Here is a 26,549-nt window from a genome sequence, read left to right as displayed (position 1 = left end):
GTGTGGTGGCTGAGCCTGGCCGGATACTCCTGCCAGCCCCCGTCTCTCATGGGCAGGTCATCCCTCTCGTACGACGACGAAGTCGGCGAGCGCCACCAGTTGCGCTCGTACCGCAGCGGGCATGTCCACCTCGTGCAGCGCCGCGACGGCGGTGGCGTGCTGTCGGCGAGCTTCCTCCGAGGTCCACTCGCGACCGCCAGCCTCCTCGATCAACGCCGCTCGGCTAGCGAACTCTTCCTCATCGAAGTCAGCGATGTCATCCGTTTTCCCGTCATGACTCGCGTCGGCCGCCAGAATTCGGGCCAGCCGCTCGGAGGCGGGCCCGCCGGCGGCCAGCGCGGCGACGACGGGCAGGGACTTCTTGCGCTGACGCAGGTCGCTCCAGGGCCGCTTGCCGGTGGCCACCGGGTCGCCCCAGATGCCGAGCAGGTCGTCGACGGCCTGGAAGGCGAGCCCGAGGTGGTAGCCGTACGTCTCCAACGTGTCGGCCATCCGGTCGTCGGCGCCGCCGAGCACCGCGCCGATGGAGACCGAACAGGCCAGCAGCGCCCCGGTCTTGTTGCCCTCCATGTCCAGGCACTCCTGGACGTTGACCCGCCCGCGCTGCTCGTACGAGATGTCCTGGGCCTGCCCGTCGATGAGGCGGCGGGTGGCGGTGGTCAGCCGCCTGGTCGCGCGGCCGGCGTCCACCGTGCCCAGCTCCAGCAGGACCTCGTTGGCCAGCGCGAACAGCGCGTCGCCCACCAGGACGGCCTGGTCGGGGCCGTGCACCTTCCACACGGTGTCGCGGTGGCGGCGCTGCTCGTCGCCGTCCATCAGGTCGTCGTGCAGCAGCGAGAAGTTGTGCACGAGCTCGACCGCGACCGCGCCGGGCAGGCCCACCTCGGGGGCGGCGCCCGCGGCCTCGGCGGAGAGCAGGGCGAGCGCGGGGCGCACCGCCTTGCCACCGTCGGCGGCCGAGGGGTTGCCGTCGGCGTCGATCCAACCGAAGTGGTAGGCGGCGACGGAGTTCATGGGCGGGGCGAGCCTGTCGACGACCTCGCGCAGCACGGGCGTCACCAGGGTGCGCCCGCGTGCCAGCATGGCGCTGACGTTCGCGGTCTCGACGGGGATGGCCGGAGTCACGGTCTCTCCTCTGTTTCCGGTCACAGTGCTCATACCGCCTCCCGCAGCGGGCTGCGGTGCGGGCGGCCGAGCTCGGAGAGCGCCGCGCCGGCCGCGGTCAGCCCGCTGCGCACCGCGCTCTCCATGGTCGCTGGCCAGCCGGTGGCGGTCCACGCGCCGGCCAGGTACAGGCCGGGCGCGTTCGTGGTGGCGGGCGGGCGCAGTCGGCCGACGCCCGGCGCGGGAGCGAAGGTCGCCGTGCGCTCCCGGGTGACGAAGAAGTCCCGCACGGTCGCGCCGCGGGCGGCGGGCAGCAGGCGGGCCAACTCGGGCAGGTAGCGCTCGCGCAGCCGGGCCACGGGCTGGTCGATGTCGTCGTGGGCGGCGGACTGGGAGACCGCCAGGTACTGGCCCTCGGTCAGGCCCGAGGTGTCGGTGCGGTCGAAGACCCACTGCACGGGGGTGCCGATGGCCACGAAGAAGGGGCGGCGCAGCACCGTGCGGTCGTAGACGACGTGCAGGTTCAGGATGGGCGCGGTGCCGATCTTCAGCAGCCGGCCGGGGTCGTCCAGCGCTCCGACCGGCAGCAGTCCGTGCGCCTCCTGCTGGGGCAGGGCCAGGACGACCGTGTCGGCGGTGAGCCGGGTGCCCGCGTGCGGCGCGGTCTCCACCTCGACGCCCCAACCGCCGTCCGCCTCGCGGGCGATGCCGGTGACCCGGCTGCGCAGCTCGACGCGTACGCCCGCCGCCTCCAGCGTGGCGCGGGCCCTGGTGTCGTGCAGCTCGCCGAGCGGCACCCGGGGGATGCCGATGTCGGCGTGGCCGGGCTTGGTGAGCAGCCCGGTCTTGAAGACCATGGTGGCCAGGCCAAGGGAGCACTGCGCGGAGCGGGCGTTGAGGGTCGCCACGGCGACGACGTCCCACACCGCCTGGATGGCGCGCGCGGACTGGCCCTTGCTGCGCAGCCAGTCCCCGAAGTTGATGCCGTCCAGGGCCGGGTCGTGCGGGTCCAGGGACTTCAGGGCGAGCGCGGCCCGGCCGACGGCCGCCCGCTCCAGGGGCGACAGGTGCGGGTAGGTGGCCAGGGTGGCGGCCAGGTGCAGCGGCACCGGGAGCGCGGTGCGGCGCAGCCGCCCGAGCCGCGGCTCGGCGCGGCCCACGTCGAGCACGGGCACGTCGAGCCGGTCCTGCAGCGGGGCCAGGTGGCGGGCGCCGACGCGGTCCAGGAACCAGCCGTAGGCGGTGCAGCACCGCAGGTAGACGTGTTGGCCGTTGTCGATGGTGAGTTCGCCGGCGGGCGAGGGGCGGCGGAAGGAGAACGCGGCGCCGCCCAGCCGGGGCCGGCCTTCGAGCAGGGTCACCCGCAGCCCGGCGTCGGCCAGGGCGAGGGCGGAGGTGATGCCCGCGAGCCCTCCCCCGACGACGATGGCGGTCCGGCCCGCGCGGGTCGGGTGCTCAGGGTGCGTGCTCGCTGCCATCGTGCGCCCCTTTCTCGGCTGTGCTCGGCTGCTGCTTCTCGGCTGTGTTCGGGTACCGCCTCGCGACCGCCTGGGCCGCTGGCGGCCGGTTCTCGCCGCTCGCGACCGCGGGCGGGCGGCGCCGCGACCGTTCCCCGGCTGCGACGGGGGACGCCGCGACGCCCCGTAGGGTTGCCCCGCCGGCGGGGCTCTCACGCCGGGTCGCGCGAACGTACTGATCTCCCAGCGTGCGCGGGGGCCAACCGGCGTGCGGCACGGGCGCGGGGACCATCACCTGCGCCCCCCGCCGACCCGCCGGTTCACGGTGCGCGCGTCGACGCCGGCCAGGCCGCGCACGGCGACGTACGCCTTCTCCCTCCCGGGCAGCGAGACGCGGCCGTGCAACACGGCCGCGGGGTCCCTGGCGATGCGCTCAAGGAGTCTGCGGTAGATGCCGGCCATGGCGGCCACGCACGCGCCGCTGCGCCGGTCGAGCAGCGGCAGGAGCCGGTAACCCTCGGCGAACAGCGCCCGCGCGCGCCGGGCCTCGAAGTGCACCAGGCCCGTGAAGTCGGCGCCGGCCGGCGGCGTGGCGCCGTGGAACCCCGCCGAGCAACCGAACTTGGCCAGGTCGTCGGAGGGCAGGTAGGTGCGCCCGTTGGCCGCGTCCTCCCGAACGTCCCGCAGGATGTTGGTGAGTTGGAGGGCCAGCCCCAGCGTGTCGGCGTACTCGGCGGCGTGCTCGGCGCCGGGGGCCCCGGGCACCGTACCGAAGACGCCGAGCGAGAGGCGGCCGATGGCACCGGCCACGCACCGGCAGTACACCCGCAGCTCGTCCCACGTCTCGTAGCTCTCGCCGCGCACGTCCATCAGCACGCCGTCGATCAGCTCGTCGAGCCCGCCGAGCGGGATCGGGAAGCGACGCGCGGCGTCGGTGAGGGCGACGGCCACCGGGTCGGTGTCGTCCTGCTCCACCGCGCCGTCCGCGATCCGGCGCAGCAGTTCGCGGGTGCCCTCCAGCCGCTCTTTCTTGGCCGACGCGCTCAGGGCGCCGTCGCCGATGTCGTCCACCCGGCGCGAGAAGGCGTACAGCGCGGACATCGCCCGCCGCTTGTCCGGGGGCAGCAGTCGGATGCCGTACGCGAAGTTACGGGCCTGCTGGCCGGTCACGGCCTCGCAGTAGCGGTACGCCGCCGTCACCGGTGCGGGGGTAGGCGAAGGTCCTTCCACTTCCTGGGTCACCCCTCTCCTCGCAGTGTCGCCGCGACCTCGCGCAGTTGGCTGAGCTTGGTGGGCTTGGGGGCTGCGGGGAACACGTCGTGGTCGGCGCGCACGACCGCTTTCAGGGCGGCCCGCCCGCCCCCGACGAAGCCGGCGAGCAGCAGCCTGAGCCGGCCGTGGACACTGCTCACCAACGGAGAGCCCTCGTTCAGCAGGTCGTGGGCGCGGCGGGCCTCGAACGCGATCAGCGCGCGCACCGGCGCGCTGGCCGTCCGGGCCCGCAGGTCCGCCTCCGTCACGCCGAAGCGCCGCATGTCCTCGGCGGGCAGGTAGATCCGGTCCCGGCCGAGGTCCTCGACGACGTCCTGGAGGTGCTCGATGACCTGCAACGCGGTGCAGATCGCGTCCGAGCGCCGCACACGCTCGGGCGTCGCCGTCCCGGTGATGGCCAGGACCAGGCGGCCCACCGGGTTGGCGGACAGCTCGCAGTAGTCGAGCAGCTCCTGGTAGCTGGCGTACCGACGCACCCGCTGGTCCTGCCGGTTGGCCTCGATGAGGCCGAGGAAGGGGCCCGGTCCGAGCCCGCACCGGCGCACGGTGGGACGCAGCGCGCGCAGCAACGGGTGCCGGGGCGGCTCGGCCCGGGCGTCGAAGACTCGGCGCAGGTCGGCCTCGAACGCGTCGAGCAGCGCGGTGGTGTCGTGGGCCTGGGACCGGTCGAGGCCGAGCAGCACGGCGTCCCCGCCGCCCGGCGCGAGGTCGCCGTCGCCGATGTCGTCGACGAGTCGGGCGTACCCGTACACGGCCATGAGGTCGTCGCGCCAGGCGCGCGGGAGGAAGAAGGGGGCGACGGGAAAGTTCTCGTGCGCTGCCTTGTCGAGCACCGCGCGCGCCTGCTGCTCCGGCCAGGCTCGCGGGGTGGGGTGGGACCGGCTGCGCTCGTCTTCCAGGGTCACCGGAGACAGCCAGGCGTACGGGCGCGTACAGCGCCACCACAGGGGGCAGGGGCGCCGGGGCCTGCGGGGGCACTGGGTAGGGGCCGCGTGGCCAATGCCGTCACATCCCCCGTTCTACACCGCATGTCAGTCACGGCACGACGCGGACACGCCGCGCCCCAGGTCGCGGGGGATGGGCTCCGGACCCCCGAACGGGGGGCCGGACACGTGTCCGCCATAGTCCGGATGGTCATCAGTACAGCGTACGCGGAGCCGAGCGGTGCGCCGTCAGCTCGGGGGTCCCGTGGCGGGCGGGCCCTGTCGGCCGGAAGCGGCGCGGCGCGGCCTCCCGGCCGCTGGCCGGCCCGACGCGACGGGCCGGCGCGCACGGCGGGGTCAGCGGGCCACCGGCTGGTCGGCCGCGTAGAACTCCTCGATGCCCAGGACGGCGGCCAGATCCTGGAGTTCGCGCTCGAAGAAGGCGTCGCCGTTGGGGAGGGCGAACGCCAGGTGGCCCAGCGCGTCCATCGAGATCACGCCGTACAGCCGCACCCAGCAGCGGACCATGATGGCCAGGGCCTCCACCGGCAGCTCGACCTGGTACTCCTGACGCAGCGCCGTGAGCTGTGCCACCAGTTCGGGGTCGAGGGAGTCCGGGTCGGGGGCGGGGAAGCCGCGGGTGCGCCACAACTCCGCTATCAGACCGGCGAACAGCGACCCGAAGGCCCAGCTCGCCTCGCGCTCGGCCTGGCCCGCCTGCCTGCCCTCGCTGGGCCCCCACGGGCCGAGGATGAGGCCGAACTCGTGCGGGTGCTCGATGGCCCAGCGGCGCAGCGCGCGCCCGGACGCCAGCAGTTCGACGGCGGGCTCGCGCTCCGGAATGGCCTCGATCACCGCGCGCAGATGGCCCCCCATCTCGCCGAAGATGTCGCGGCGTATCGCCTGGATCAGCTCGTCCCGACTGGTGAAGTAGCGATACACGGCGGGCGCCGTCATGCCCATTTCGCGGGCAATAGCGCGGATCGTTACATTGCCCGGACCGTCCTGCACGAGAAACTCTCGCGCCACATCCTTGATCTCCTGAATGGTCGCGATCCGCAGTCGTTCACGACGCGAATATGGTGCGACAGGTACTGCTTCTTGCGACACACGCCCTCCCTATGCCCGGCGTTTTCGCGTGCGATCCCCACGCGTGCGAGCACGCCCCACGTTCGAACTCGTCAGCACCCACGGCAACCAGCCGGTCACGCGCAGCCCGCCGCGCGGCGCCACCCCGCGCGCCGCGCGCGGGTCGACGGCCCCCAATTCACCGCCCCGACCGCTCCCACCCGGCCGCACTATGGAACACATCGCACCGAAAATGCTCGCCCCGGAAATCCGGGAAAGATCGCGAGGACCAGCGCGGCAGCACCCTACGGGCACACGATCGCACACACAACACAGCGTACGAAAAGTGATAGCGCACGCGCCTCGCCGCGCGCCCTCCACTTCGGCCCGCTGAATACTCGACACCGGTTTCACGAAATGTGGTACAGGCCAATTCATAAAGCGGCAATGAATTGTACGGGTGGTGACCTCGGCGGGCCCGGGAAACGCCACAAGAAAACGCCCGCCCGGCGTGTGAACGCGGGGCGGGCGGTGTGCGCAGACGGCGGGACTACCGGCCCGTCTCCTTCTCGTACGCCTTGATGACCTCGTCGGTCGGACCGTCCATGAGCAGTTCGCCCTTCTCCAGCCACAGGACGCGGTCGCAGGTGTCGCGGATCGACCGGTTGTTGTGGCTGACCAGGAAGACCGTGCCGGCGTCCTTGCGCAGTTCGCGGATGCGGGCCTCGGAGCGCTTCTGGAACTTGCGGTCGCCGGTCGCCAGCGCCTCGTCGATCATCAGCACGTCGTGGTCCTTGGCGGCGGCGATGGAGAAGCGCAGTCGGGCCGCCATGCCGGAGGAGTAGGTGCGCATCGGCAGCGTGACGAAATCGCCCTTCTCGTTGATGCCGGAGAAGTCCACGATCTCGTCGTACCGCTCGCGGACCTGCTCGCGCGTCATACCCATCGCCAGGCCACCGAGAATGACGTTCCGCTCGCCGGTGAGGTCGTTCATCATGGCCGCGTTCACGCCGAGCAGCGAGGGCTGGCCGTCGGTGTAGACGTGGCCGCGCTCGGTGGGGAGCAGGCCCGCCACGGCCTTGAGGAGCGTGGACTTTCCCGAGCCGTTCGAGCCGATCAGGCCGATCGACTCGCCCCGGCGGGCGACGAAGGTGACGCCGCGCACGGCGTGCACCTCGCGCATGCCGGGCGAGGTGGTGCGGCGGAGTATGCGGCTGAGCGCGGCGGTGGCGCTGCCCTTGCCACGGGCGCCGCCGTTGACGCGATAGACGATGTGCACGTCGTCCGCGATGACGGTGGGACGCGGGTCCTTGGGGATCTGCTCGGGGGTTCGCTCAGCCACGGCCGTACTGCTCCTCTGCCTTCCAGAAAAACAGGAATCCACCGATGCCGACCAGCACGGCCCAGCCGAGGGCCAGCAGCCACACGTGCGGCGGCAGGTTGGAGGCGGAGTAGTCATCCATGAGGGCGTAGCGCATCAGGTCGATGTAGACCGATGCCGGGTTGGACAGCAGCAGGTCGTCCAGCCACTCGGGGACGTCCTTCTTCGCGAGCATGTCCGGGATGCTGTACATCACGCCGGAGGCGTAGAGCCAGGTCCGGGTGATGAACGGCAGCAACTGCGCCAGGTCGGGGGTCTTGCTGCCGAGCCGGGCCATGACCATGGCAAGGCCGGTGTTGAAGACGAACTGCAGGGCCAGCACCGGGATGATCAGCACCCAGGACGGGCTGGGGTAGTGCCCGAACCCGACCAGCACCATGGCCAGGACGATCATCGAGAACAGGAGCTGCTGGAGCTGCTGGAGCGAGAAGGAGATGGGCAGCGCGGCCCGGGGGAAGTGCAGCGCCCGCACCAGCCCGAGGTTGCCCGAGATCGCCCGGACGCCGGCGAGCGCCGACGTCTGGGTGAAGGTGAACACGAAGACGCCCGTGACCAGGAACGGGATGTAGTCGTGGTTGTCCATGTTGCCCCGGCCGCCCATGACCAGGCCGAAGATGAGGAAGTACACCAGCGCGTTCAGCAGCGGCGTGGCCACCTGCCAGAGCTGCCCGAGCTTCGCCTGGCTGTACTGCGCGGTGAGCTTGGCCTGCGAGAAGGCCAAGATGAAGTGGCGCCTCCCCCACAACTGCTGGACGTACTCGCCAAGCCCCACCCGGGCACCGCTGACCGACAGCCCGTACTTCTGGGCGAGCTCGGCGGGGGTGAGCCCGTCGTCGGGGGATGGTGGGGAAGTCATGGCGACCACACTGTCGTGCGTAGTCTCGCTCACAGTTGACACTTTCATCCTCAAGGTGCGCTGCCGGGGCCGTGCCCAGGATCGCGCCCGATGCTCTCAGACCAGAGCTTCTCAGATCACAGGAGGTCGGCCCAGCCGGGTCAGGCGCCATACCGTACGCCACTTCATCGGCCGTCGCGGACCGCACGGCGTCGTCCAGCCTTCCTTGAAACCGCCGAACCACGCGCGCAACGCCGGCCCCGACGGCCTCCTGGCCAACGTGAGCAGCATCCATACCGCCAGATAAGCGGGCACCAGCGGGAACGGCAGGTTCCGGCGGGCCAGCCACACCCGGTTCCGGGCCACCATCCGGTGGTAGACCGCGTGCCGGCTCGGCGCGGTCGTCGGATGGAAGAGCACCAGGTCTGACCGGTAATCGATCATCCAACCCGCGTCCAGCGCCCGCCAGGCGAGGTCGGTCTCCTCGTGCGCGTAGAAGAACTCGTCGGGCAACCCCCCGACCTCGGCGAAGACGCGGGTGCGCACCGCGTTGGCGCCACCGAGGAAGGTGGTCACCCGCGAGGAGCGCATCGGGTCGGAGGCGCGCAGCCGGGGCACGTGGCGGCGCTGGGTCACACCGGTGTCCGGGTCGGCGATGCGGAAGCTGATGATGCCGAGCGCGGGGTCGGCGGCGAAGGCCGTACGGCACAGCTCGGCCGTGTCGTCGCCGGCCAGCAGCCCGTCGTCGTCGAGGAAGAGCAGGATGTCCACGTCCCGGCCGCCGGGCCCGAACGCCTCGATGCCCACGTTGCGGCCGGCGGGGATGCCGACGTTCTCCGGCAGCTCCACGGTGCGCACGCCGGCCGGCAGCGGTGGCAGCGGCGAACCGTTGCCCACCACGACCACCTGGACCGGGTCGCCGTGCTGCCGGGCGACCGAGTCGAGGAGGGCCCGCAGCTCGTCGGGGCGGTTGCCCATGGTCAGGACGACCGCGCCGACGGAGAGCCCGGAACCGGCGCTCACTTGAGCCTGCTGGAGGCGAGGATGGACACCAGGTGCAGCAGGGTCTGCACGATGGCGATCGCCGCGAGCACCGCGACCCCGAGGCGCGTGAAGAACAGGTCGCCCCGCGTCAGGTCCAGGAGCGCGACCAGCAGGATGACCAGCGACGCCTCGACGCCACCGACCAGTCGGTGGAACTTCAGCGCGGCGGCGGCCTTGCGGGCCAGCGCGATCCCCGAGGAGCGCGGCGTGGCGGCCTCGTCCTTGACCGCGGGCAGCCCGCTGCGCGCCCGGGCCACGTCGACCAGGTCGGTCTCGGCCTTGATCAGGATCGCGCCGAGGGCGGCCAGCGTGCCGAGGAAGGCCCACATCCAGTTGGTCGAGTCGCCCTCCTGGTGGAAGACGTCGGCCGCCCGGACGCCGAAGCCGACCAGCAGCGCCGCCTCCGAGAGGTAGTGGCCGATCCGGTCCAGGTAGACCCCGGTGATCGAGGTCTGTCCCCGCCAGCGGGCGACCTCGCCGTCCACGCAGTCGAGCAGCAGGTAGAGCTGGATGAGCACGGCACCGAGCAGCGCCCCGGTCAGCCCCGGCACCAGCAGCGCCGCGCCGGCCAGGATGCCGGCGACCACCATCAGGTAGGTGAGCTGGTTGGGCGTGATCCTGGTGTTCACCAGGTACGGGTCGCACCGCAGCGAGATCTCTCGCATGTACAGGCGTCCGGCCCAGTGCTCACCGCTGCGCCGGTCCTTGACACCCTCGGGGTGGACGACCGGACGGAGTTCAGCTACTGACGGTTTTGGCATAGTCGGCGTATGCGTCCCTGATCTCGTCGGTGGAGAGCCCCAGGTGCTCCAAGATCGTGTAGCGCCCTGGGCGGGTCTGCGGCGCGTACTCCACTGCCGTGACGAACTCGTCGGTGGTGAAGCCGATCTCGCTGGGCAGCACGGGCAGCCCGTGCCGCTTGAGGACGTCGACCATCAGGGCCGACATCTCGTGCGCGCCCCGCAGGTACATGGCGAAGGCGGCGCCGAGGCCGCACTGCTCGCCATGCGAGGCGGCGCGCTTGGGGTAGAGCAGGTCGAACGCGTGGTTGATCTCGTGACAGGCGCCCGACGCGGGACGGCTGTCGCCGGCCACCGACATCGAGATCCCGGTCAGCACCAGGCCCTCGGCCAGCACCGTGAGGAACTCGTCGTCCCCGCAGCCGCCGGGGTGCCGCAGCACCGCCTCGCCCGCCTGCCGGGCCATGGCCGCGGCCAGGCCGTCGATCTGCTCGCCGGTCTCGCGGTGCGACAGCTCCCAGTCCGCGACCGCGGAGATGTTGGAGATCACGTCGCCGACGCCCGAGCGGACGAAGCGGATCGGGGCCTCCCGGATCACGTCCAGGTCGATGACGATGGCGATCGGGTTGGGCACGCCGTACGAGCCGCGCCCCGCGTCGTTGTCGAGCGTGGCGACCGGCGAGCACAGGCCGTCGTGCGAGAGGTTCGTGGCGACGGCGACCAGGGGCAGGCCGATCCGCGCCGCGGCGAACTTCGCGCAGTCGATGATCTTGCCGCCGCCCATGCCGACGACCGCGTCGTAGCGCCCCGACTTCATGGCGTCGGCGAGCTTGATCGCGTCGTCGAGCGTGCCCCCGCCGACCTCGTACCAGGAGGCGCCGGGCAGCGCCGGCGCGAACCGCTCGCGCAGCGCCGCGCCGGAGCCGCCGCTGATGGCGATGGCCAGCTTGCCCGAGGCGGAGATCCGCTGGTCGACCAGGAGCCCGGCCAGGTCCTCCAGGGCGCCCGACCTGATGTCGACGACGACCGGCGAGGGGATGAGCCGGGTCAGTACTGGCACGCGATCTCACGTCCCTTGGCGAGGTCGTCGTGGTTGTCGATCTCGACCCACTTGACGTCGCCGATGGGGGCGGTGTCGATGGTGAAGCCGCGGTTCACCAGCTCCTGGTAGCCGTCCTCGTAGTAGAGGTCGGGGTCGCGCTCGAAGGTGGTCTTCAGCGCGTCGGCCAGTTCCTCGGCCGCCTCCGGCTCGATGAGCGTGACGCCGATGTACTCGCCGCTGGCCGTGGCCGGGTCCATCAGCTTGGTGATCTTCTGGACGCCCTTGGCCGGGTCGGTGACGACCTTCATCTCCTCGTCGGCCAACTGCTTGACCGTGTCGAGCGCGAGAATGATCTTCTGGCCCTTGCCGCGCGCGGCGAGCAGCGACTTCTCGACGGAGACCGGGTGCACCGTGTCGCCGTTGGCGAGGATGGCGCCCTGCTTCAGCACCTCACGGGCGCACCACAGGGAGTAGGCGTTGTTCCACTCCTCGGCCTTGTCGTTGTCGATGAGGGTGAGGCGGACGCCGTACTTACGCTCCAGCGCCTCCTTGCGCTCGTACACCGCTTCCTTGCGGTAGCCCACGACGATGGCGACGTCGGTGAGACCCACCTCGGCGAAGTTGCCCAGCGTGAGGTCGAGCACGGTCGTGGTGCCCTCCCCCGCGGGGTCCACGGGCACCAGGGCCTTGGGCAGGGTGTCGGTGTAGGGGCGCAGACGCCGCCCGGCGCCTGCCGCCAGCACGAGGCCGATCATGCGGGTTCTCCTGATTCGTCGTGTACAGCGGGTGCTCCGGAGGAGACCCAGAAGCGGATGCTCTCGATGAGCACCGCCAGCGCCAGGGCGACCGCGAGTGCCGTCAGCGCGATGGTGAAGCCAGTGCCGTGCAGCAGGGCCGCGATGACCGTGACCACCAGGACGCGTCCCTCGTGCCCACCCGTCATCCGCACCAGCCAGGCGGGCGGCGCGCCGGTACCGCCGCGGATGCGGTACACCGTGTCGTAGTGATGGTAGGCGACAGCGGACACCAGTCCGAAAGCAGCGGGCAACGCTCCGTTCACCTCGGAGCGAGCGGCGAGCACGAGGATCGTCACATACTCCGCCGCCCGGAACAGCGGCGGGACCAGCCAGTCCAGGGCGCCCTTGAGCGGCTGCGCCACGGCCAGGCCGGCGCAGAGCGCGTACACCGCGCCGCCGAGCACCGGCCACCAGGTGCCCGGCTCCCCCACCCACAGCGAGCCGACGAGCACCGCTGTGCCCACGGCCGCGAGCAGCGGGGCGGCGAACGGGAGCAGCGCCGCGCGGCGCCAGGGGCCGCGGCCGACCGCCTCGGCCAGCGGGCCCGAGTCGGCGAGCTGGGCGAGCGCGGCGGCGGCCCGGTCGGTGCGCACGGCCGTCCGGCTCAGCGAGCGCAGCACCCGGCCGGCCGTGGTGTAGCAGGCGGCCAGGGCGCAGCCGACGAGCAGCGCGTAGAAGGTGATACGGGGCGTGGTGAGCGCGGTCAGTACGGCGATCATGGCCCAGCGCTCGCCGATCGGCAGCACGACCATGCGCCGGGCCCACACCGTCCAGCCGACGGTGTTGAGCCGGTCGGAGAGGGCGGCGGTGGGACTGTTGTTGCCGGTCGCGTCGTGGTTGGCCTCGTTGAAGGAGAAGTCCACGACGTGTCGGCAGGTCTGGAGGACCATGGCGGCCAGCGCCAGCGTCCACACGTCGTCGCTGCCGCCGCCGCGCGCGGCGCCGATGGCCAGGCCGGCGTAGTACGCGTACTCCTTGGCCCGGTCGAAGGTGGCGTCCAGCCACGCGCCGAGCGTGGAGTACTGGAGCGAGTAGCGGGCGAGCTGGCCGTCGGTGCAGTCCAGCACGAAGGAGGCGATCAGCAGCACGCCCGCGGCGACGAAGCCGGGCCGGGTGCCGGTGGCGGCGCAGCCCGCCGCGACGAGCGCGGTGAGCAGCGACGCGGTGGTGACCTGGTTCGGGGTCAGGCCGCGGCGGGCGCACCAGCGGGCGATGTAGCGCGAGTAGGGGCTGACGAGGAAGGTGGTGACGAAGCCGTCGCGGGCCTTGACCGCGCCGCGCAGCCGCACCTTCTCGTCGTCGACGGCGGCGACGGCCGCCCTGGCGCGGGCGCGCGCCGTCTCGTCGGCGGGCACGGCGGCGACCAGGACGCCGAGCTCGGGCCGGTGCACGGGCACGTCGGCCGCGGCCAGGTCGGCGGCGATGAGGTCGGGCAGGTTGGCCGCGGTCGCCGCGTCGGGGCCGCTCGCGGCGGAGCCGTCGGCCTGGGCAGGGGCGGCGTCGGCGGGGTGCCGCGCGGGCGTCGCGTCGGTGGGCGCGGTGCGCGTGGGTATGGCGCGGGCGTGCGCGGCGCGCACGAGGGCGGCGCGGGCCTCCGGCTGGGCGGTCAGCGCGCCGGTCACGGCGGCGGCCGGAAAGCGCGGGTCGGTCAGCGCCAGGCGCAGCGCGTGCGGGTGGCCGGCGAAGCGGGCGTCGACCAGCGCGACGCGCTGGTGCGCCGGGATGGCGGCCAGTTCGCGGGCGACCTCGGCGGCGTCGGCCGCCTGGCGGACGTCGAAGCCGAGGGTCCGCAGGTCGTCCACGACGGACGGGCCGACGACCGGAGGACCGGTCACAATGGCGGTCGACAGACGAACTCACTCCTTGGCAACTGGCATGGCCGCGCCGGTTCATGGCCGATTCACGCGATGTCCGGGCAGCGGTCGTGACCTGCCCCGACCCGGCTGCGGCGGACAGGGCGTCGGCAGAGGCTATCGGATCACCGAAGGCGACCGTTCACCGCACATTCACTCAAGGATCGAGTGAACGACGGCTTGGTCTGCGCGATCATCATGGTCGATGGCCGCTACCCGCGCCAAACGCCCGTTCGCTCCGGCCGCCGATTTCCGGTCGGTAGGGTGCGGACATGATGTGGCTGATCACCGGCGGTGCCGGATACATCGGGGCGCACGTCGTCGCGGCCATGCGCGCGGCGGGCGAGCGCGTGGTGGTGCTCGACGACCTGACGGCCGGCCGGTCCGACCGGCTGCCGGCGGACGTGCCCGTGGTCCGCGGCTCGGTCCTGGACCGGGAACTCCTTGGCCGGGTGCTGGCCGAGCACGAGGTGGCCGGTGTGGTGCACCTGGCGGCGCGCAAGCAGGTGACGGAGTCCGTCGAGCAGCCCATCCGCTACTACGAGGAGAACGTGCACGGCCTGGCCGTGCTGCTGGACGCGGTGACCGCCGCCGGCGTACGCGCCCTCGTCTTCTCCTCGTCCGCCGCCGTCTACGGCATGCCCGACGTGGACCTGGTCACCGAGGACACCCCGTGCCAGCCGATGAACCCGTACGGCGAGACCAAGCTCGCCGGCGAGTGGCTGGTACGGGCCGCCGGTCGCACGCACGGCATCGCCACGGCCTGCCTGCGGTACTTCAACGTGGCCGGCGCGGCCCGCCCCGAACTCGCCGACACCGGGGTGTCCAACATCGTCCCGATGTTCTTCGACCGGGTCACCACGGGCCGGACCCCGCTGGTCTTCGGCGAGGACTACCCGACCCCGGACGGCACCTGCGTACGGGACTACATCCACGTCTCCGACCTCGCCGACGCGCACCTGGCCGCCGCCCGCTGGCTGGCCGACCGGCCCGCGCCGGGCGACCTGACCGTGAACGTCGGCACCGGCCACGGCGTCTCCGTGCGCGAGATGGCCGAGCTGGTGGCGGAGGTCACGGGGCACGGCGGCCCGGTCGCCGAGGTGGCGCCCCGGCGACCGGGCGACCCGGCGCGCGTGGTGGCCTCGGCGGAGCTGATCGCCAAGGAGCTCGGCTGGTCCGCCCGGCACGACGTACGCGAGATGGTCACCTCCGCCTGGCGGGGCTGGCAGCACCACCGGGGCCAGACCGGCTGAGACGCCGCTCACGGTGCCGTGGGTGCGCCGGCGCACCCACGGCACCGCGGCGCGCCGGACGGCAGCGGAGTGGCACCGCTCGTCGGAGCGCGGCGAGCGCACCGGCCGCGCCCGCGCGCCGCCGGTGACCAGCGGCTGGGCGGGTGGCACGACCCGCGCCGGGCCGCCGGGCGCGCCGCCGGCCGCGCATGCCGCGCGCCGCCACCCTCACCACATCGCATCTGTGCAGGTCACGGCACATGACAACGGTATTCAGCGCCGCGTTGCAATCACCCCCCGTCGCACCGTTCACTGAGATCGGCGCCGGTCCGCGGCGGCCGGAGCGAGTCCGATGTGGAGGCACTTCATGGGCGCTGGGCATCAGCACGGGCACTCCCACGGGAGCCCGCCGGCCGGGGCGACGGGCACCGCTGCCGCCGCCTACCGGGGGCGGCTGCGCATCGCGCTCGGCATCACCCTCTCGGTGATGGTGCTGGAGATCCTGGGCGGCCTGATGGCCGGCTCGCTGGCGCTGCTCGCGGACGCCGGGCACATGGCCACGGACGCGGTGGGCCTGGCCATGGCGCTGCTCGCGATCCACTTCGCCAACCGACCGCCGAGCCCGCGCCGCACCTTCGGCTACGCGCGCGCCGAGATCCTGGCCGCGCTCGCCAACTGTCTGCTGCTGCTCGGCGTCGGCGGCTACATCCTGTACGAGGCGATTAGCAGGTTCCGCACGCCGGCCGCCACCGAGGGCGGGCTGACCCTGGTGTTCGGCGCGATCGGCCTGGTCGCGAACATGATCTCGCTGTCCCTGCTGCTACGCGGCCAGCGCGACAGCCTCAACGTGCGCGGCGCCTTCCTCGAAGTACTCGCCGACGCGCTGGGCTCGGTGGCGGTGCTGCTCTCGGCCGGGGTGATCATGGCGACCGGCTGGCAGGCCGCCGACCCCATCGCCTCGCTGGTCATCGCGGTGATGATCGTGCCGCGCACCTGGAAGCTATTCCAGGAGACGCTGAACGTGCTGCTTGAGGCCGCCCCCAGGGACGTGGACATGGCCGAGGTACGCGCGCACATCCTGGGGCTGCCCGACGTGGAGGACCTCCACGACCTCCATGTGTGGACGATCACCTCGGGGATGCCCGTCCTGTCGGCACATGTCGTCGTACGTCAGGATGCGCTGGATTCGGTGGGCCATGAGAAGTTGCTGCACGAGTTGCAGGGCTGCCTGGGCGAGCACTTCGACGTGGATCACTGCACGTTCCAGCTGGAGCCGAGCGGACATGCCGCGCACGAGGCCAAGTTGTGCCACTGACGTGTGCCCCTGTCATACGGCAAACTGGGTGGCCGAAGCCCGACGACGAGGATGGACATGCCGACCACACCAGCCAACGGCCGCTCCACCGACAGCGCGGCGGCATCCGTGCCCGCCTCCGCTGCGCAACCGATCATGCTCGAACTGGTCGATGAGGACGGCAACACGATCGGGACCGCGGAGAAGCTCTCCGCCCACCAGGCACCGGGCCAACTGCACCGCGCCTTCTCCGTGTTCCTCTTCGACGACCGCGGCCGGCTGCTGCTCCAGCAGCGCGCGCTGAGCAAGTACCACTCCCCCGGCGTGTGGTCGAACACCTGCTGCGGCCACCCGTACCCGGACGAACCCCCCTTCGTGGCCGCCGCCCGGCGGACCGGCGAGGAGTTGGGCGCGGCCCCGCTGCTGCTGCGCGAGGCCGGCCGGGTGCGCTACAACCACCCGGACCCCGCGTCGGGCCTGGTCGAGCAGGAGTACAACCACCTGTTCGCGGGGCTGATCGGGACCGACCTGCGGCCCGACCCGGAGGAGATCGCCGACACGGCGTTCGTCACGCCCGACGAGCTGGACAAGCTGCGCGCGGAGCGGACGTTCTCGGCCTGGTTCATGGACGTGCTGGACACCGCGCGGCCCACGATCCGGGAGATCACGGGCGCCGCGGCGGGCTGGTAGGGGCGAGCGGCAGCGCGGCCCACACGACCTTGCCGCCGCTGGCGGTGTGCTCGACGTCGTAGCTGCCGCCGACCTCGTCGGCGACCGCCTTCACCAGCAGGAGCCCCCGACCGCCGGTCTGGCCCTGGTCCGCGACCAGGGCCTTCGGTCGGTAGGGGTGGTTGTCCTCGACCGCGACGCGCACCCACGCGCGGCCGATGGAGACCTCCACGGCGATCTCGGGCGAGAGCAGCGCCGCGTGCTTGACGGCGTTGGTGACCAGTTCGGAGACGATCAGCAGCAGGGACTGCAGGACGTCGTCACCGACGGGGACGCGCTGGTTCCTGAGGAGGTCGCGCACCGCGTGCCGCGCCTGGGGCACGGCCGCCTCCTCGGTCTTGGCCGTGAAGCGCCAGACCCCCTCGTACGCGACGGCTCTCCGGGGCGGGGCCTGCCCTGGGTCAGGCGGGACGCTCCCGAGGATCTCCATGTCCGATACCCACCCATCGCCGCAGCTCGACACTGGGGACGAGTGTTGGGAATGCGCGGGGCCACACCGGCCAACTGAACACAAGTCAGCGCCTATCGATACCTTTTGACCGGTTGAGGGCCCCTCGCGCACTCATGCGACACATCTTGTCCGCTCCCTGTGGGGCACGTTGATCGCCATCCGGGGCCCGACCGTCGCGTCGCCGGCGCGACCACGGCGGCCCGCTGGCCGGTTCGGACGCGGCGGCGCCGGGGGCGGGTCCCGTGGCCTCGGCGGCGCCCCGCGCGCCGGGCCGCCGCCCGCGCGCCTCGGTCGGTTCCGCACGGCGCGGGGCGCGCGCGAGGGATCGCGGCGCGACGCGCACCACCGTTGCCCGACCGCCCGGCCGCCCGGTCGCCCGTCACACCGGCGCACGCGCACTGGCGGAAACCACACCCCCGTAGAGGCGTGACCGGCCCGCCTCGCCGGCCCCGACGAGCCCCACGCGGGCCCGGCGCGGCGCGGGCGGGCGCCTCTCGAACGCCGCGGAGGCCACCGTCACCCGGTGGCGCCGGCCCCACTCATCCGGGTGGTCTTGACGCCCGACGGTCACGGCGCCCCACGCCCGGGGCGCCGCGCGGTCCCTGCGCGGGGCGCCGCCGCGCGCGCCGCCGCCCCCGCCGCGACCAGGCAAATTGCCCCCTCTAGGCGCCGTTGGGGACTTTGCCCCGGGCTCGCGGACAGGGGAAGTGATCTCTTCCACTCAGCCGACGATGCGATCTTCGCCGTAGCCTTCCGGCCACCCGGATACGATCCGCGCATGGAGCCTTGCCTGCTGTATTCGGTCACCGACGGCATCGCGACCGTCATGATCCACAATCCCGCCAAGCGCAACGCGATGACCTACGACATGTGGCGCGAACTACCCCCACTCCTCGACAAGCTCACGGTGGACCCGCACGTGCGGGCCCTGGTGTTGACCGGCGACGGGGACACGTTCTGCGCGGGCGCGGACATCGGCTCCCTGATCGAGCGGGGCGAGGAGGCCCAGGGCCTCGCGGTCTCGGCCGAGGAGGCGTTGGCGACGTTCCCCAAGCCCACCCTCGCCGCGGTGCGCGGCTACTGCGTGGGCGGCGGCTGTCAGCTCGCCACCGCCTGTGACCTGCGCTTCGCCACCGACGACAGCGCCTTCGGCATCACGCCGGCCAAGCTCGGCATCGTCTACCCCGCCTCCTCCACGGCCCGCCTGGTGAGCCTGGTCGGGCCGGCCACGGCCAAGCAGTTGCTGTTCTCGGCCGAGTTGATCAACGCCCAGCGGGCCCATCTGCGCGGCCTGGTGGACGAGGTGTTCGCGCCGGAGGACTTCGACCACGAGGTCGCCCGCTTCGCCCGCGTGCTGGCCTCCCGGTCGCAGCTCACCCAGGCCGCCGCCAAGGAGTTCGCCGCGGGCCCCGTCGACCCCGAGCGCACCGCCTACTGGACCGAGCAGGCCCGGACCAGCGATGACACCGTCGAGGGCGTCACCGCCTTCCTGGAGCACCGGGCGCCGCGCTTCAGTTGGACACTGCCCGCCAGTTGACCCACCGGCCGGGCGCGGGACGGCGGGGCCACCCGCCGGGGCCCCATTGAGGCCACCCGCCGAGGTAGGCCGCCCGACGGCAGGGCCGGGGCGAGCGGGCGACGGGGGGCTGAGGACGTGCCCCGTGGCTCTCCCGCGACCGGCTACCTGCGGGTAACGTGCCGGGCATGACCTCACTCCCCGAGCGCGCCGGCCGCCACTGCCACCAGGTGCTCAACCCCCTCCACTCCTGTACGTACTTCGCCCCCGAGTTCACCGACGAACTCGGGCGGATAGGCGTCAAGGAGCGCGCCGCGTACTTCGCCGCCCGGTCCGCCCCGCTGGGCCGGGTGGGTGCCGGCACGGTGACCGCGACCTTCTACAACTTCAAGTACGACTGGGTCGCCCAGCACGTGCCCGCCGTCTGGGACGTGACGACGCCCGAGGCGGTCATCGAGGCCCGCCTCGCCGCCGCCGACGGCACGCTGCGCCGGCTCCTGGGCGCGGAGGTGATCGCCTCGCCGGAGATGGCCGAGGCCGCCGAACTCGCGCTGCGCGCCACCGAGGCGTGCGGCCGGGCCGCCCGCCCGCTGTACGCGGCCCACGCCGAACTGGCCGTCCCCGACGCGCCACACCTGGCGTTCTGGCACGCCGCGACGCTGCTGCGCGAGCACCGCGGCGACGGCCACCTGGCCGTGCTCGTCGCCGCCGAACTCGACGGCCTGGAGGCCGTGGTCTCGCACACCGCCAGCGGGTTCGGCGTGGCGCCCACGTGGGCCCGTACGATGCGCGGCTGGTCCGAGGAGGAGTGGGTGGCGGCCCAGGAGCGGCTGCGCGGGCGTGGGTTGCTGGCGGCCGACGGCGAGTTGACGCCGGCGGGGACCGCGCTGCGCAAGGAGCTTGAGGTCGAGACCGACCGGCTGGACCGGGCGCCGTACGAGCACCTGGGCGCGGCGGGCGTGGCGCGGCTGACGGAGCTGGCCACGGCCTTCGCCTCGACGGCCATGGCCGCGGGCGCGTTCCCGGCCGACTTCCTGGGCAAGGGCTGAGCCGAAAGCCGGTACGGCGCGCCGGAGTACGGGCCGGATGCGGTTTACCGACCGCGGTTGGGGTTACTCGGGGTCACGAGCCACGGGGCGTCCTGGCGGGCGCATCGTGGGCGCAGACAAGGAGGATTCCGTGTTCCGTGCCATCGCAGATGTCCTGCGTACCATCGGTGGCGCCATCGCCACCGTGGTGACGCTCCCCTTCCGCGTGCTCGCTCGGCTCTTCGGCGGAGCGTCGCGTGGTGGCCCACGCCGACGCGGGGTGTGAGCACACGTCGGTGGGTGACGACCTGACCCCGCCCGCGAAGTACCGCACTCCACGCGCCTGACCGCAGCCGCCCGGCCCTCGTGCCGGGCGGCTGCGGTGTGCTGGGCGCGAGCGGGGTGATGCGGCTGGGTGCGGGGTGATGGGCGGGGGCGATCGGTCGCGGGCGGGGTGGATCGGGGGCTTGGCGGGTGTGAAGCGCGGGAGGTGCGGAGCGCGGGAGGTGCGGGGGCGCGCCGCGCCCGGGGCGCGGCGGCCCGTGGGGCCGGCGGGTGTCGTGTCGGGGCGGGCGCGGGTACGGTCCGCCTCTCATCCGGCGGCCGAGCGGTCCGGTGTCGCCGCGTTGTCGTACCCACCTGCCACAATGCAGGTCGCGGTGCAGAGACGAAAGCGGAGCGTGAAGTGACGACGTCCATCGAAGGCCGGATCGCCGAAGAGCTTGGGGTGCGGGAGCGGCAGGTGAAGGCCGCCGTCGAGCTGCTGGACGGCGGTTCGACCGTGCCGTTCATCGCGCGCTACCGCAAGGAAGCGACCGAGATGCTCGACGACGCGCAGTTGCGCGCCCTTGAGGAACGGTTGCGCTATCTGCGCGAGCTGGAGGAGCGGCGGGCGGCGATCCTGGAGTCGGTCCGCTCGCAGGGCAAGCTCGACGCGGAGGTGGAGGCGCGCATCCTGGCCGCCGACTCCAAGGCGCGGCTTGAGGACGTCTATCTCCCGTTCAAGCCCAAGCGGCGCACCAAGGCGCAGATCGCCCGGGAGGCCGGGCTCGAACCGCTGGCCGACGGGTTGCTCGCCGACCCGTCGGTGGAGCCGCGCGTCGCCGCCGAGGCGTTCGTGGCCGCCGACCGGGGCGTCGCCGACACGGCAGCCGCCCTCGACGGCGCGCGGGCCATCCTCACCGAGCGGTTCGGTGAGGACGCGGACCTGATCGGCGAGTTGCGCGAGCGCATGTGGCAGCGTGGCCGGGTGGCGGCGAAGGTGCGCGAGGGCAAGGAGGAGGCGGGCGCGAAGTTCGCCGACTACTTCGACTTCGCCGAGCCGTTCACGGAGCTGCCCTCACACCGGGTGCTGGCCATGTTCCGCGGCGAGAAGGAGGAGGTCCTCGACCTCACCCTGGAGCCGGAGGAGCCGTCCGACGAGCCGGGCCCCAGTTCGTACGAGCAGATCATCGCGCGCCGCTTCGGCATCGCCCAGCGCGGCCGGCCCGCCGACGGCTGGCTGGCCGACACGGTGCGCTGGGCCTGGCGCACGCGGGTGCTGGTGCACCTCGGCATCGACCTGCGGCTGCGGCTGCGGCAGGCGGCGGAGGACGAGGCGGTGCGGGTGTTCGCGGCCAACCTGCGCGACCTGCTGCTGGCCGCCCCCGCGGGCACGCGGGCGACCATGGGCCTCGACCCCGGCTTCCGTACGGGCGTGAAGGTGGCCGTCGTGGACGCCACGGGCAAGGTGGCCGCCACCGAGACCATCTACCCGCACGTGCCGCAGCAGAAGTGGGACGCCGCGCTCGCCACGCTGGCCCGCCTCGCCAAGGAGCACCAGGTCGAGCTGATCGCCATCGGCAACGGCACGGCGTCGCGCGAGACCGACAAGCTGGCGGGCGAGCTGTGCGACAGCCACCCGGAGCTGCGGCTCACCAAGGTGATGGTCTCCGAGGCCGGCGCGTCCGTGTACTCGGCCTCGGCGTTCGCCTCCCAGGAGTTGCCTGGCATGGACGTGTCGCTGCGCGGCGCGGTGTCCATCGCGCGCCGGCTCCAGGACCCGCTCGCCGAACTGGTCAAGATCGACCCCAAGTCGATCGGCGTCGGTCAGTACCAGCACGACCTGTCCGAGGTGAAGCTCTCCCGCTCGCTGGACGCGGTGGTGGAGGACTGTGTGAACGGCGTGGGCGTGGACGTCAACACGGCCTCGGCGCCGCTGCTCGGCAGGGTCTCCGGGATCAGCACGTCGCTCGCCGAGAACATCGTGGCGCACCGCGACTCCAACGGCCCGTTCCGCAACCGCAAGGCGCTCAAGGACGTGGCCAGGCTCGGCCCGAAGGCGTACGAGCAGTGCGCGGGCTTCCTGCGCATCCGTGGCGGGGACGACCCGCTGGACGGCTCCAGCGTGCACCCCGAGGCGTATCCGGTGGTGCGCCGCATGGTGGCCTCGGCCGGCGGCGACGTGGGCTCGCTGATCGGCAACACCGCGGTGCTGCGCCGACTGGACCCGGCGGAGTTCGTCAACGACTCCTTCGGGCTGCCGACGGTGACCGACATCCTCAGGGAGTTGGAGAAGCCCGGGCGTGACCCGCGGCCGGCGTTCAGGACGGCCACCTTCAAGGAGGGCGTCGAGAAGCTCGGCGACCTGACGCCGGGGATGTTGCTCGAGGGCGTGGTGACCAACGTGGCCGCGTTCGGCGCGTTCGTGGACGTCGGCGTGCACCAGGACGGCCTGGTGCACGTCTCGGCGATGTCGAAGACGTTCGTGAAGGACCCGCGGGACGTGGTCAAGCCAGGCGACATCGTGCGGGTCAAGGTGCTCGACGTGGACGTCCCGCGCAAGCGGATCTCGCTGACGCTGCGGCTCGACGACGAGCCCGTGCGGGGCGGTGAGCGCGACGGCGAGCGGGCCGAGCGCGGCGGCGCCCGTCGAGGCGCCCCGCAGCAGCGGCAGCGCGGCCCGGGCAGCGGCGGGGGCCAGGGCGCCCGCGCGGGCGGCGGCCAGGGGGCCCGCTCCGGTGGCGGCCAGCGCGCCGGGGCCCGTCGTGACGCCGCGCCGGCCAGCGGCGCCATGGCCGACGCGCTGCGCCGCGCGGGCCTGGTGGACCCGGGGCGCGGCTGAGCGGCGGCGCGTTCGCGGGCGCCCTCGCGCTCCCGCGAGCGCGCCCGGAGGGGCGGGCGGCGGATGCCCAGCGGCTGGCCCGCCGGCCGGACATCCGCCGCGCCCGCCGTCGCCTCAGTCCACCGGGGGCAGCGCGCCCAGCCAGTCGAGCAGCATGCGGGTGACCTCGTCGGGGCGCTCCTGCTGGACCCAGTGGCCGCAGCCGTCGATGAGGTGGCAGGCGGTCAGGGCGGGCAGCGTGCGGTCGAACGCCGCGATGGCGTCGGCCATCCAGGTGGTGGAGGCGTCGCGCGTGCCGCCGATGAACAGGGCGGGCCGGGTGATCGGGGCGCCGTCCCGGTCGGCGAGGTCGGCCCAGTCGCGGTCGATGGCGCGGTAGCGGGAGAGCGCCCCGGCCAGCCCGGTGCGCTCGAACTCGCCGGCGTACGTGTCCAGGTCCGCGCTGCTCAGCCAGGCGGGCGCGCGGTCGCCGGGGAAGCGGTCCCGCATCCGCCCGCCTTGCGGGACGAGGTACGGGCTGGGGGCGTCGGCCGGGGGCATGGTGTCGGCCGAGAGCGCCGCGTAGAACCCGGCGAGCCAGCCCCGTACGTCGGGCTCGATCTCGGCCTCGGCCCGGCCGGGGCGCTGGAAGTAGCTGACGTAGAACTCCTCGTCGCCGCCGATCCCCGCGAACGCGTCGGTGGGCTTGACCGGGCCGCGCGGCGCGTAGGGCACGCTGAGCATGCCGACGGCGGTGAAGACGTCGGGGCGCAGCAGCGCCGCGTGGGCCGCGATGTTCGCGCCCCAGTCGTGCCCCACGATCACCGCGGTCCGCTCGCCCAGTCCCTCGACCACGGCGGTGGCGTCGGCGACGAGTTCCACCATGCGGTACGCCTCGACGGCCGACGGCTTGCTGGAACGGCCGTAGCCGCGTACGTCGACGGCCACGGCGCGGTAGCCGGCGGCGGCGAGGGCGGGCAGTTGGTGGCGCCAGGAGTACCAGGACTCGGGGAACCCGTGGACCAGCAGCACCAGCGGCCCGCTGCCGCACTCCGCGACGTGGGTGCGGCCGGCGGGCGAGGGTACGAGCCGATGCGTGACCGGTCGCGACGGGTGGGACTGGACCATGGGGGCCTCCGGTGCGAAGAGGGTGGAACGTGAACCCGCTGCCGCGGGGTGCGCACACCGGCACGACGGCGCGACGCCGCCGGGCACGGTGCGGGGCCGCGACGCGTCGAGCCGCTGCCGTCCGCACGGGTTCGATCATCGAGGCCCCGGCGACGGCACCGCGAGCGGCTTTGCCGAATGGGCAAACGGCTCTCGCCGGGTGGCGGGGCGGGTTCAGCGCGCCTTCTTCCCCACGCCGGCCCGACCGTACGACCGCACGCTGTGGTCGGCGGCCGGTCGCTCGGCCGTCAGATCGACGATCGCGTCGCGGCCGAACAGCCTGGCGGCGGAGACGGGCAGTCCGGGCGGATCCGGCGGCCCGCACGGTCGCCCGGGCCGGCGCGTGCCGCCGCGAGGTACAGTGGTCGAGTCCTGTTGTCTCCGATTGAGGTGGACGTTGCGCATCTGAGGTTCGCGACCATCGCGCGGTACGGCCCCGGCCGTACGCCTACCACGTTGAGCTGGCTCTCTCGCCGCCCGTGGTCCGCGCGGATGCGACCTCGGTGCCCGAGCCGTCCCGACCCGTCGGACGGCCGCGCTCCCCCCTTCCGGTTCCGGCCCGGTCGCCGCGTGGTGCTCGCATACGAAGCCCCCGTTCCTGCGCTTGTGACTGCGAGATCACCATGGCCCATTCACCTTCCTCTGCTTCCTCTGGTTCTTCTGCTTCCTCCCACTCCTCCCCCGCCGCCGTGACCTGCTCGGCCCTGACGTTCCGGTGGCCTGACGGCACGCCGGTCTTCGACGGGCTCTCCTTCACCGTCGGCCGGGGCCGCACCGGGCTGGTCGGCGGCAACGGCACCGGTAAGTCCACGCTGCTGCGGCTGCTGGCCGGCCAACTGAGCCCGGCCAGCGGCTCGGTGGCCCTGCGTGGCAGCCTCGCCTACCTGCCACAGAACATCACCCTCGACACGGAGCTGCGCGTCGACCAGGCGCTGGGCATCGCCGAGCGGCGCGCCGCGCTGCGCGCCATCGAGTCGGGCGACGCGCGCGAGGAACACTTCGACACGATCGGCGACGACTGGGACATCGAGGAGCGGACCCAGGCGACGCTGGGCCCGCTCGGCCTCGGCGACATCGAACTCGACCGCACGGTGGGCCAGTTGTCCGGCGGGGAGACCGTCCTGCTCCGGCTGGCCGCGCTGCTCATCGAGCGCCCCGACATCCTGCTCCTCGACGAGCCGACCAACAACCTGGACCTGTTCGCCCGGCGCCGGCTCTACGACGCGGTCGACTCCTGGCGCTCCGGCGTGCTGGTGATCGTCAGCCACGACCGCGACCTGTTGGCGCGCGTGGACCGCGTCGCCGAGCTGCGCTCCGGTTCGGTGACCTGGTACGGGGGGAACTGGGCCCAGTACGAGCAGGCGCTCGCCACCCAGCAGGAGGCCGCCGAGCGCACCCTGCGGGCGGCCGAGGCGCAGGTGCGCAAGCAGAAGCGCGAGCTGGAGGAGACCCAGATCAAGGTGGCCCGCCGCGAGCGGCACAGCAAGAAGATGGACGCCCAGCGGCGCGCGCCCCGGATCGTCGCGGGAGAGCGCAAGCGCTCCGCGCAGGAGTCGGCGGACAAGCTCCGGGGCGTGCACGAGGAGCGGCTCAGCGAGGCGCGCGAGCGGCGCGAGGAGGCGGCGGACGCGCTCCGTAACGACGCCGAGATCCGGGTCAGCCTGCCGCACACCGCCGTGCCGGCCGGCCGCACGGTCCTGAGCCTGCGCGCGCTGCGGCCCCGGTACGGCCGGCTGCGCGAGGGTGACCTGCACGTGCACGGGCCCGAGCGGATCGCGCTCGTCGGGCGCAACGGCGCCGGCAAGACGACCCTGCTCCGTACCATCGCCGGGACGCTGCCGGCGCTGTCGGGCGAGGCCACGGCGCACGTGCCGCTGCGCTTCCTGCCCCAGCGGCTCGACGTGCTGGACGAGGAGTTGAGCATCGCGGAGAACGTGGCCCGGATGGCCCCGGGCGTCGGCGACCAGGAGATCCGCTCGCAGCTCGCGCGGTTCCTGTTCAGGGGCGCGCGTGCCGCGCAGCCGGCCGGGACGCTGTCGGGTGGGGAGCGCTTCCGGGCCGCGCTGGCCGCGACGATGCTCGCCGCGCCGGCCCCGCAGTTGCTGATGCTGGACGAGCCGACCAACAACCTCGACCTGGCCAGCGTGCGCCATCTGAGCGGCGCCCTCGACTCCTTCCAGGGCGCCCTGCTGATCGCCAGCCACGACCTGGCCTTCCTCCAGTCGATCGGCATCACGCGCTGGCTGTTCGTGGACACCGCGCTGCGCGAGACGACGGCCGACGAGGTGTACGGCCTGCTGGAGGCGTCCGACACACCCGAGGAGCCCGACACGTCCGACACACCCGAGGCGTCCGCGGCGGCCGAGGCTCCGTAGGCGGGGGCGCCGGCCGCCGTGCGCCCGGGCGGCGCGGGCGCGCGGGGGCGGGGTCGTGCGGCGACGCGGGCGGGACGCGCTGGTTCACTGGTGCCGGCGCGTTCCGCCCGCCGCCGGTCGCCGGTCGCCGGTCGCCGGCCGTCAGGCGACACGGGCCGT

Annotated in this window: 22 protein-coding genes; 8 read left to right on the top strand and 14 right to left on the bottom strand. The window is 73.1% G+C overall.

Features of this window, described 5'->3' with window-relative positions; all coding sequences use genetic code 11:
- Nucleotides 1–57: 57 nt before the first annotated feature.
- The 12 genes from AC3CHW_RS30545 to AC3CHW_RS30490 all read right to left on the bottom strand — a co-directional run bounded on the left by AC3CHW_RS30545 (nt 58) and on the right by AC3CHW_RS30490 (nt 13,513).
- Nucleotides 58–1,158, bottom strand: a complete 1,101-nt coding sequence (locus tag AC3CHW_RS30545) for a polyprenyl synthetase family protein (RefSeq protein WP_387602348.1) — start codon at nt 1,156–1,158, stop codon at nt 58–60.
- Nucleotides 1,155–2,582, bottom strand: coding sequence for a hydroxysqualene dehydroxylase HpnE (hpnE, locus tag AC3CHW_RS30540; RefSeq protein WP_488468611.1), 1,428 nt, complete (start codon nt 2,580–2,582; stop codon nt 1,155–1,157). Before hpnE ends, AC3CHW_RS30545 begins: the two co-directional genes overlap by 4 nt.
- A 270-nt stretch (nt 2,583–2,852) precedes the next feature.
- Nucleotides 2,853–3,803 (bottom strand): presqualene diphosphate synthase HpnD, encoded by a 951-nt coding sequence (gene hpnD / locus AC3CHW_RS30535; RefSeq protein ID WP_488468610.1) that lies wholly within the window; start codon nt 3,801–3,803, stop codon nt 2,853–2,855.
- Entirely contained in the window at nt 3,800–4,666 is an 867-nt protein-coding gene (gene hpnC / locus AC3CHW_RS30530; RefSeq protein WP_488471219.1) for a squalene synthase HpnC, read from the bottom strand. The genes hpnD and hpnC overlap by 4 nt, the downstream gene beginning before the upstream one ends.
- A 447-nt stretch (nt 4,667–5,113) precedes the next feature.
- Nucleotides 5,114–5,866, bottom strand: a complete 753-nt coding sequence (locus tag AC3CHW_RS30525; protein ID WP_488468609.1) for a TetR/AcrR family transcriptional regulator — start codon at nt 5,864–5,866, stop codon at nt 5,114–5,116.
- A 508-nt stretch (nt 5,867–6,374) separates the two neighbouring features.
- Nucleotides 6,375–7,166, bottom strand: coding sequence for an ABC transporter ATP-binding protein (locus tag AC3CHW_RS30520; protein ID WP_398609100.1), 792 nt, complete (start codon nt 7,164–7,166; stop codon nt 6,375–6,377).
- Nucleotides 7,159–8,094, bottom strand: a complete 936-nt coding sequence (locus AC3CHW_RS30515; RefSeq protein ID WP_176160647.1) for an ABC transporter permease — start codon at nt 8,092–8,094, stop codon at nt 7,159–7,161. The genes AC3CHW_RS30520 and AC3CHW_RS30515 overlap by 8 nt, the downstream gene beginning before the upstream one ends.
- A 78-nt stretch (nt 8,095–8,172) precedes the next feature.
- On the bottom strand, nt 8,173–9,018 hold the full coding sequence (locus tag AC3CHW_RS30510; protein ID WP_488471218.1) for a glycosyltransferase family 2 protein: 846 nt from the start codon (nt 9,016–9,018) through the stop codon (nt 8,173–8,175).
- A gap of 41 nt (nt 9,019–9,059) precedes the next feature.
- Nucleotides 9,060–9,845 carry a CDP-alcohol phosphatidyltransferase family protein gene (locus AC3CHW_RS30505; RefSeq protein ID WP_176160648.1) on the bottom strand — a complete coding sequence of 262 codons (786 nt, stop codon included), beginning with the start codon at nt 9,843–9,845 and terminating at the stop codon, nt 9,060–9,062.
- Complete coding sequence (locus tag AC3CHW_RS30500) at nt 9,823–10,884, bottom strand: iron-containing alcohol dehydrogenase family protein (protein ID WP_176160649.1); 1,062 nt, start codon at nt 10,882–10,884, stop codon at nt 9,823–9,825. The genes AC3CHW_RS30505 and AC3CHW_RS30500 overlap by 23 nt, the downstream gene beginning before the upstream one ends.
- Nucleotides 10,872–11,621 carry a phosphocholine cytidylyltransferase family protein gene (locus tag AC3CHW_RS30495; RefSeq protein ID WP_187064922.1) on the bottom strand — a complete coding sequence of 250 codons (750 nt, stop codon included), beginning with the start codon at nt 11,619–11,621 and terminating at the stop codon, nt 10,872–10,874. Before AC3CHW_RS30495 ends, AC3CHW_RS30500 begins: the two co-directional genes overlap by 13 nt.
- A complete protein-coding gene (locus AC3CHW_RS30490) occupies nt 11,618–13,513 on the bottom strand; it encodes a DUF5941 domain-containing protein (RefSeq protein WP_488471217.1) in 1,896 nt (631 codons plus the stop codon). Before AC3CHW_RS30490 ends, AC3CHW_RS30495 begins: the two co-directional genes overlap by 4 nt.
- A gap of 275 nt (nt 13,514–13,788) precedes the next feature.
- On the opposite strand from AC3CHW_RS30490, the gene galE reads away from it, so the two are divergent.
- The 3 genes from galE (at nt 13,789) to idi (ending at nt 16,732) form a co-directional block, all read left to right on the top strand.
- Nucleotides 13,789–14,769 carry a UDP-glucose 4-epimerase GalE gene (gene galE, locus AC3CHW_RS30485; protein ID WP_488468608.1) on the top strand — a complete coding sequence of 327 codons (981 nt, stop codon included), beginning with the start codon at nt 13,789–13,791 and terminating at the stop codon, nt 14,767–14,769.
- Between the two features lie 346 nt (nt 14,770–15,115).
- Nucleotides 15,116–16,063 (top strand): cation diffusion facilitator family transporter, encoded by a 948-nt coding sequence (locus AC3CHW_RS30480; protein ID WP_488468607.1) that lies wholly within the window; start codon nt 15,116–15,118, stop codon nt 16,061–16,063.
- A 57-nt stretch (nt 16,064–16,120) separates the two neighbouring features.
- Entirely contained in the window at nt 16,121–16,732 is a 612-nt protein-coding gene (idi, locus tag AC3CHW_RS30475) for an isopentenyl-diphosphate Delta-isomerase (protein WP_187064919.1), read from the top strand.
- Here idi and AC3CHW_RS30470 read toward each other — a convergent pair.
- The gene (locus AC3CHW_RS30470) at nt 16,707–17,201 is read right to left on the bottom strand and encodes an ATP-binding protein (RefSeq protein WP_398609104.1); all 495 of its coding nucleotides are present in this window, start codon (nt 17,199–17,201) and stop codon (nt 16,707–16,709) included. The two genes, idi and AC3CHW_RS30470, sit on opposite strands and share 26 nt — an antisense overlap.
- 799 nt (nt 17,202–18,000) lie before the next feature.
- Here AC3CHW_RS30470 and AC3CHW_RS30465 point away from each other — a divergent pair.
- From AC3CHW_RS30465 to AC3CHW_RS30450, 4 genes are all read left to right on the top strand, one after another.
- The gene (locus AC3CHW_RS30465; RefSeq protein ID WP_176160655.1) at nt 18,001–18,759 is read left to right on the top strand and encodes an enoyl-CoA hydratase/isomerase family protein; all 759 of its coding nucleotides are present in this window, start codon (nt 18,001–18,003) and stop codon (nt 18,757–18,759) included.
- Between the two features lie 167 nt (nt 18,760–18,926).
- A complete protein-coding gene (locus AC3CHW_RS30460) occupies nt 18,927–19,787 on the top strand; it encodes an SCO6745 family protein (RefSeq protein WP_488468606.1) in 861 nt (286 codons plus the stop codon).
- A gap of 130 nt (nt 19,788–19,917) precedes the next feature.
- Nucleotides 19,918–20,052 carry an LPFR motif small protein gene (locus AC3CHW_RS30455; RefSeq protein WP_269475463.1) on the top strand — a complete coding sequence of 45 codons (135 nt, stop codon included), beginning with the start codon at nt 19,918–19,920 and terminating at the stop codon, nt 20,050–20,052.
- 399 nt (nt 20,053–20,451) lie between these two features.
- Nucleotides 20,452–22,869, top strand: a complete 2,418-nt coding sequence (locus AC3CHW_RS30450) for a Tex family protein (protein WP_488468605.1) — start codon at nt 20,452–20,454, stop codon at nt 22,867–22,869.
- A 114-nt stretch (nt 22,870–22,983) separates the two neighbouring features.
- Here the strand turns inward: AC3CHW_RS30450 and AC3CHW_RS30445 are convergent, their stop codons facing one another.
- Nucleotides 22,984–23,976, bottom strand: a complete 993-nt coding sequence (locus AC3CHW_RS30445; protein WP_488468604.1) for an alpha/beta fold hydrolase — start codon at nt 23,974–23,976, stop codon at nt 22,984–22,986.
- A 662-nt stretch (nt 23,977–24,638) separates the two neighbouring features.
- Here AC3CHW_RS30445 and AC3CHW_RS30440 point away from each other — a divergent pair.
- Nucleotides 24,639–26,390, top strand: coding sequence for an ABC-F family ATP-binding cassette domain-containing protein (locus tag AC3CHW_RS30440; RefSeq protein WP_488468603.1), 1,752 nt, complete (start codon nt 24,639–24,641; stop codon nt 26,388–26,390).
- Nucleotides 26,391–26,549 lie beyond the last annotated feature (159 nt).

The organism is Streptomyces sp. MGP-BFMKR1, assembly GCF_057766585.1.
Note: the sequence above shows the minus strand (reverse complement) of the source record. Positions and strands in the feature narration are given on the sequence as shown.

Excerpts from the sequence above, each read along its gene's own strand:
- AC3CHW_RS30545 (WP_387602348.1), bottom strand. The coding sequence starts at position 1,158 with ATGAGCACTGTGACCGGAAACAGAGGAGAGACCGTGACTCCGGCCATC.
- hpnE (WP_488468611.1), bottom strand. The coding sequence starts at position 2,582 with ATGGCAGCGAGCACGCACCCTGAGCACCCGACCCGCGCGGGCCGGACC.
- AC3CHW_RS30510 (WP_488471218.1), bottom strand. The coding sequence starts at position 9,018 with ATGGGCAACCGCCCCGACGAGCTGCGGGCCCTCCTCGACTCGGTCGCC.
- AC3CHW_RS30505 (WP_176160648.1), bottom strand. The coding sequence starts at position 9,845 with ATGCCAAAACCGTCAGTAGCTGAACTCCGTCCGGTCGTCCACCCCGAG.
- AC3CHW_RS30495 (WP_187064922.1), bottom strand. The coding sequence starts at position 11,621 with ATGATCGGCCTCGTGCTGGCGGCAGGCGCCGGGCGGCGTCTGCGCCCC.
- galE (WP_488468608.1), top strand. The coding sequence starts at position 13,789 with ATGATGTGGCTGATCACCGGCGGTGCCGGATACATCGGGGCGCACGTC.
- AC3CHW_RS30480 (WP_488468607.1), top strand. The coding sequence starts at position 15,116 with ATGGGCGCTGGGCATCAGCACGGGCACTCCCACGGGAGCCCGCCGGCC.
- idi (WP_187064919.1), top strand. The coding sequence starts at position 16,121 with ATGCCGACCACACCAGCCAACGGCCGCTCCACCGACAGCGCGGCGGCA.
- AC3CHW_RS30470 (WP_398609104.1), bottom strand. The coding sequence starts at position 17,201 with ATGGAGATCCTCGGGAGCGTCCCGCCTGACCCAGGGCAGGCCCCGCCC.
- AC3CHW_RS30465 (WP_176160655.1), top strand. The coding sequence starts at position 18,001 with ATGGAGCCTTGCCTGCTGTATTCGGTCACCGACGGCATCGCGACCGTC.
- AC3CHW_RS30460 (WP_488468606.1), top strand. The coding sequence starts at position 18,927 with ATGACCTCACTCCCCGAGCGCGCCGGCCGCCACTGCCACCAGGTGCTC.
- AC3CHW_RS30445 (WP_488468604.1), bottom strand. The coding sequence starts at position 23,976 with ATGGTCCAGTCCCACCCGTCGCGACCGGTCACGCATCGGCTCGTACCC.
- AC3CHW_RS30440 (WP_488468603.1), top strand. The coding sequence starts at position 24,639 with ATGGCCCATTCACCTTCCTCTGCTTCCTCTGGTTCTTCTGCTTCCTCC.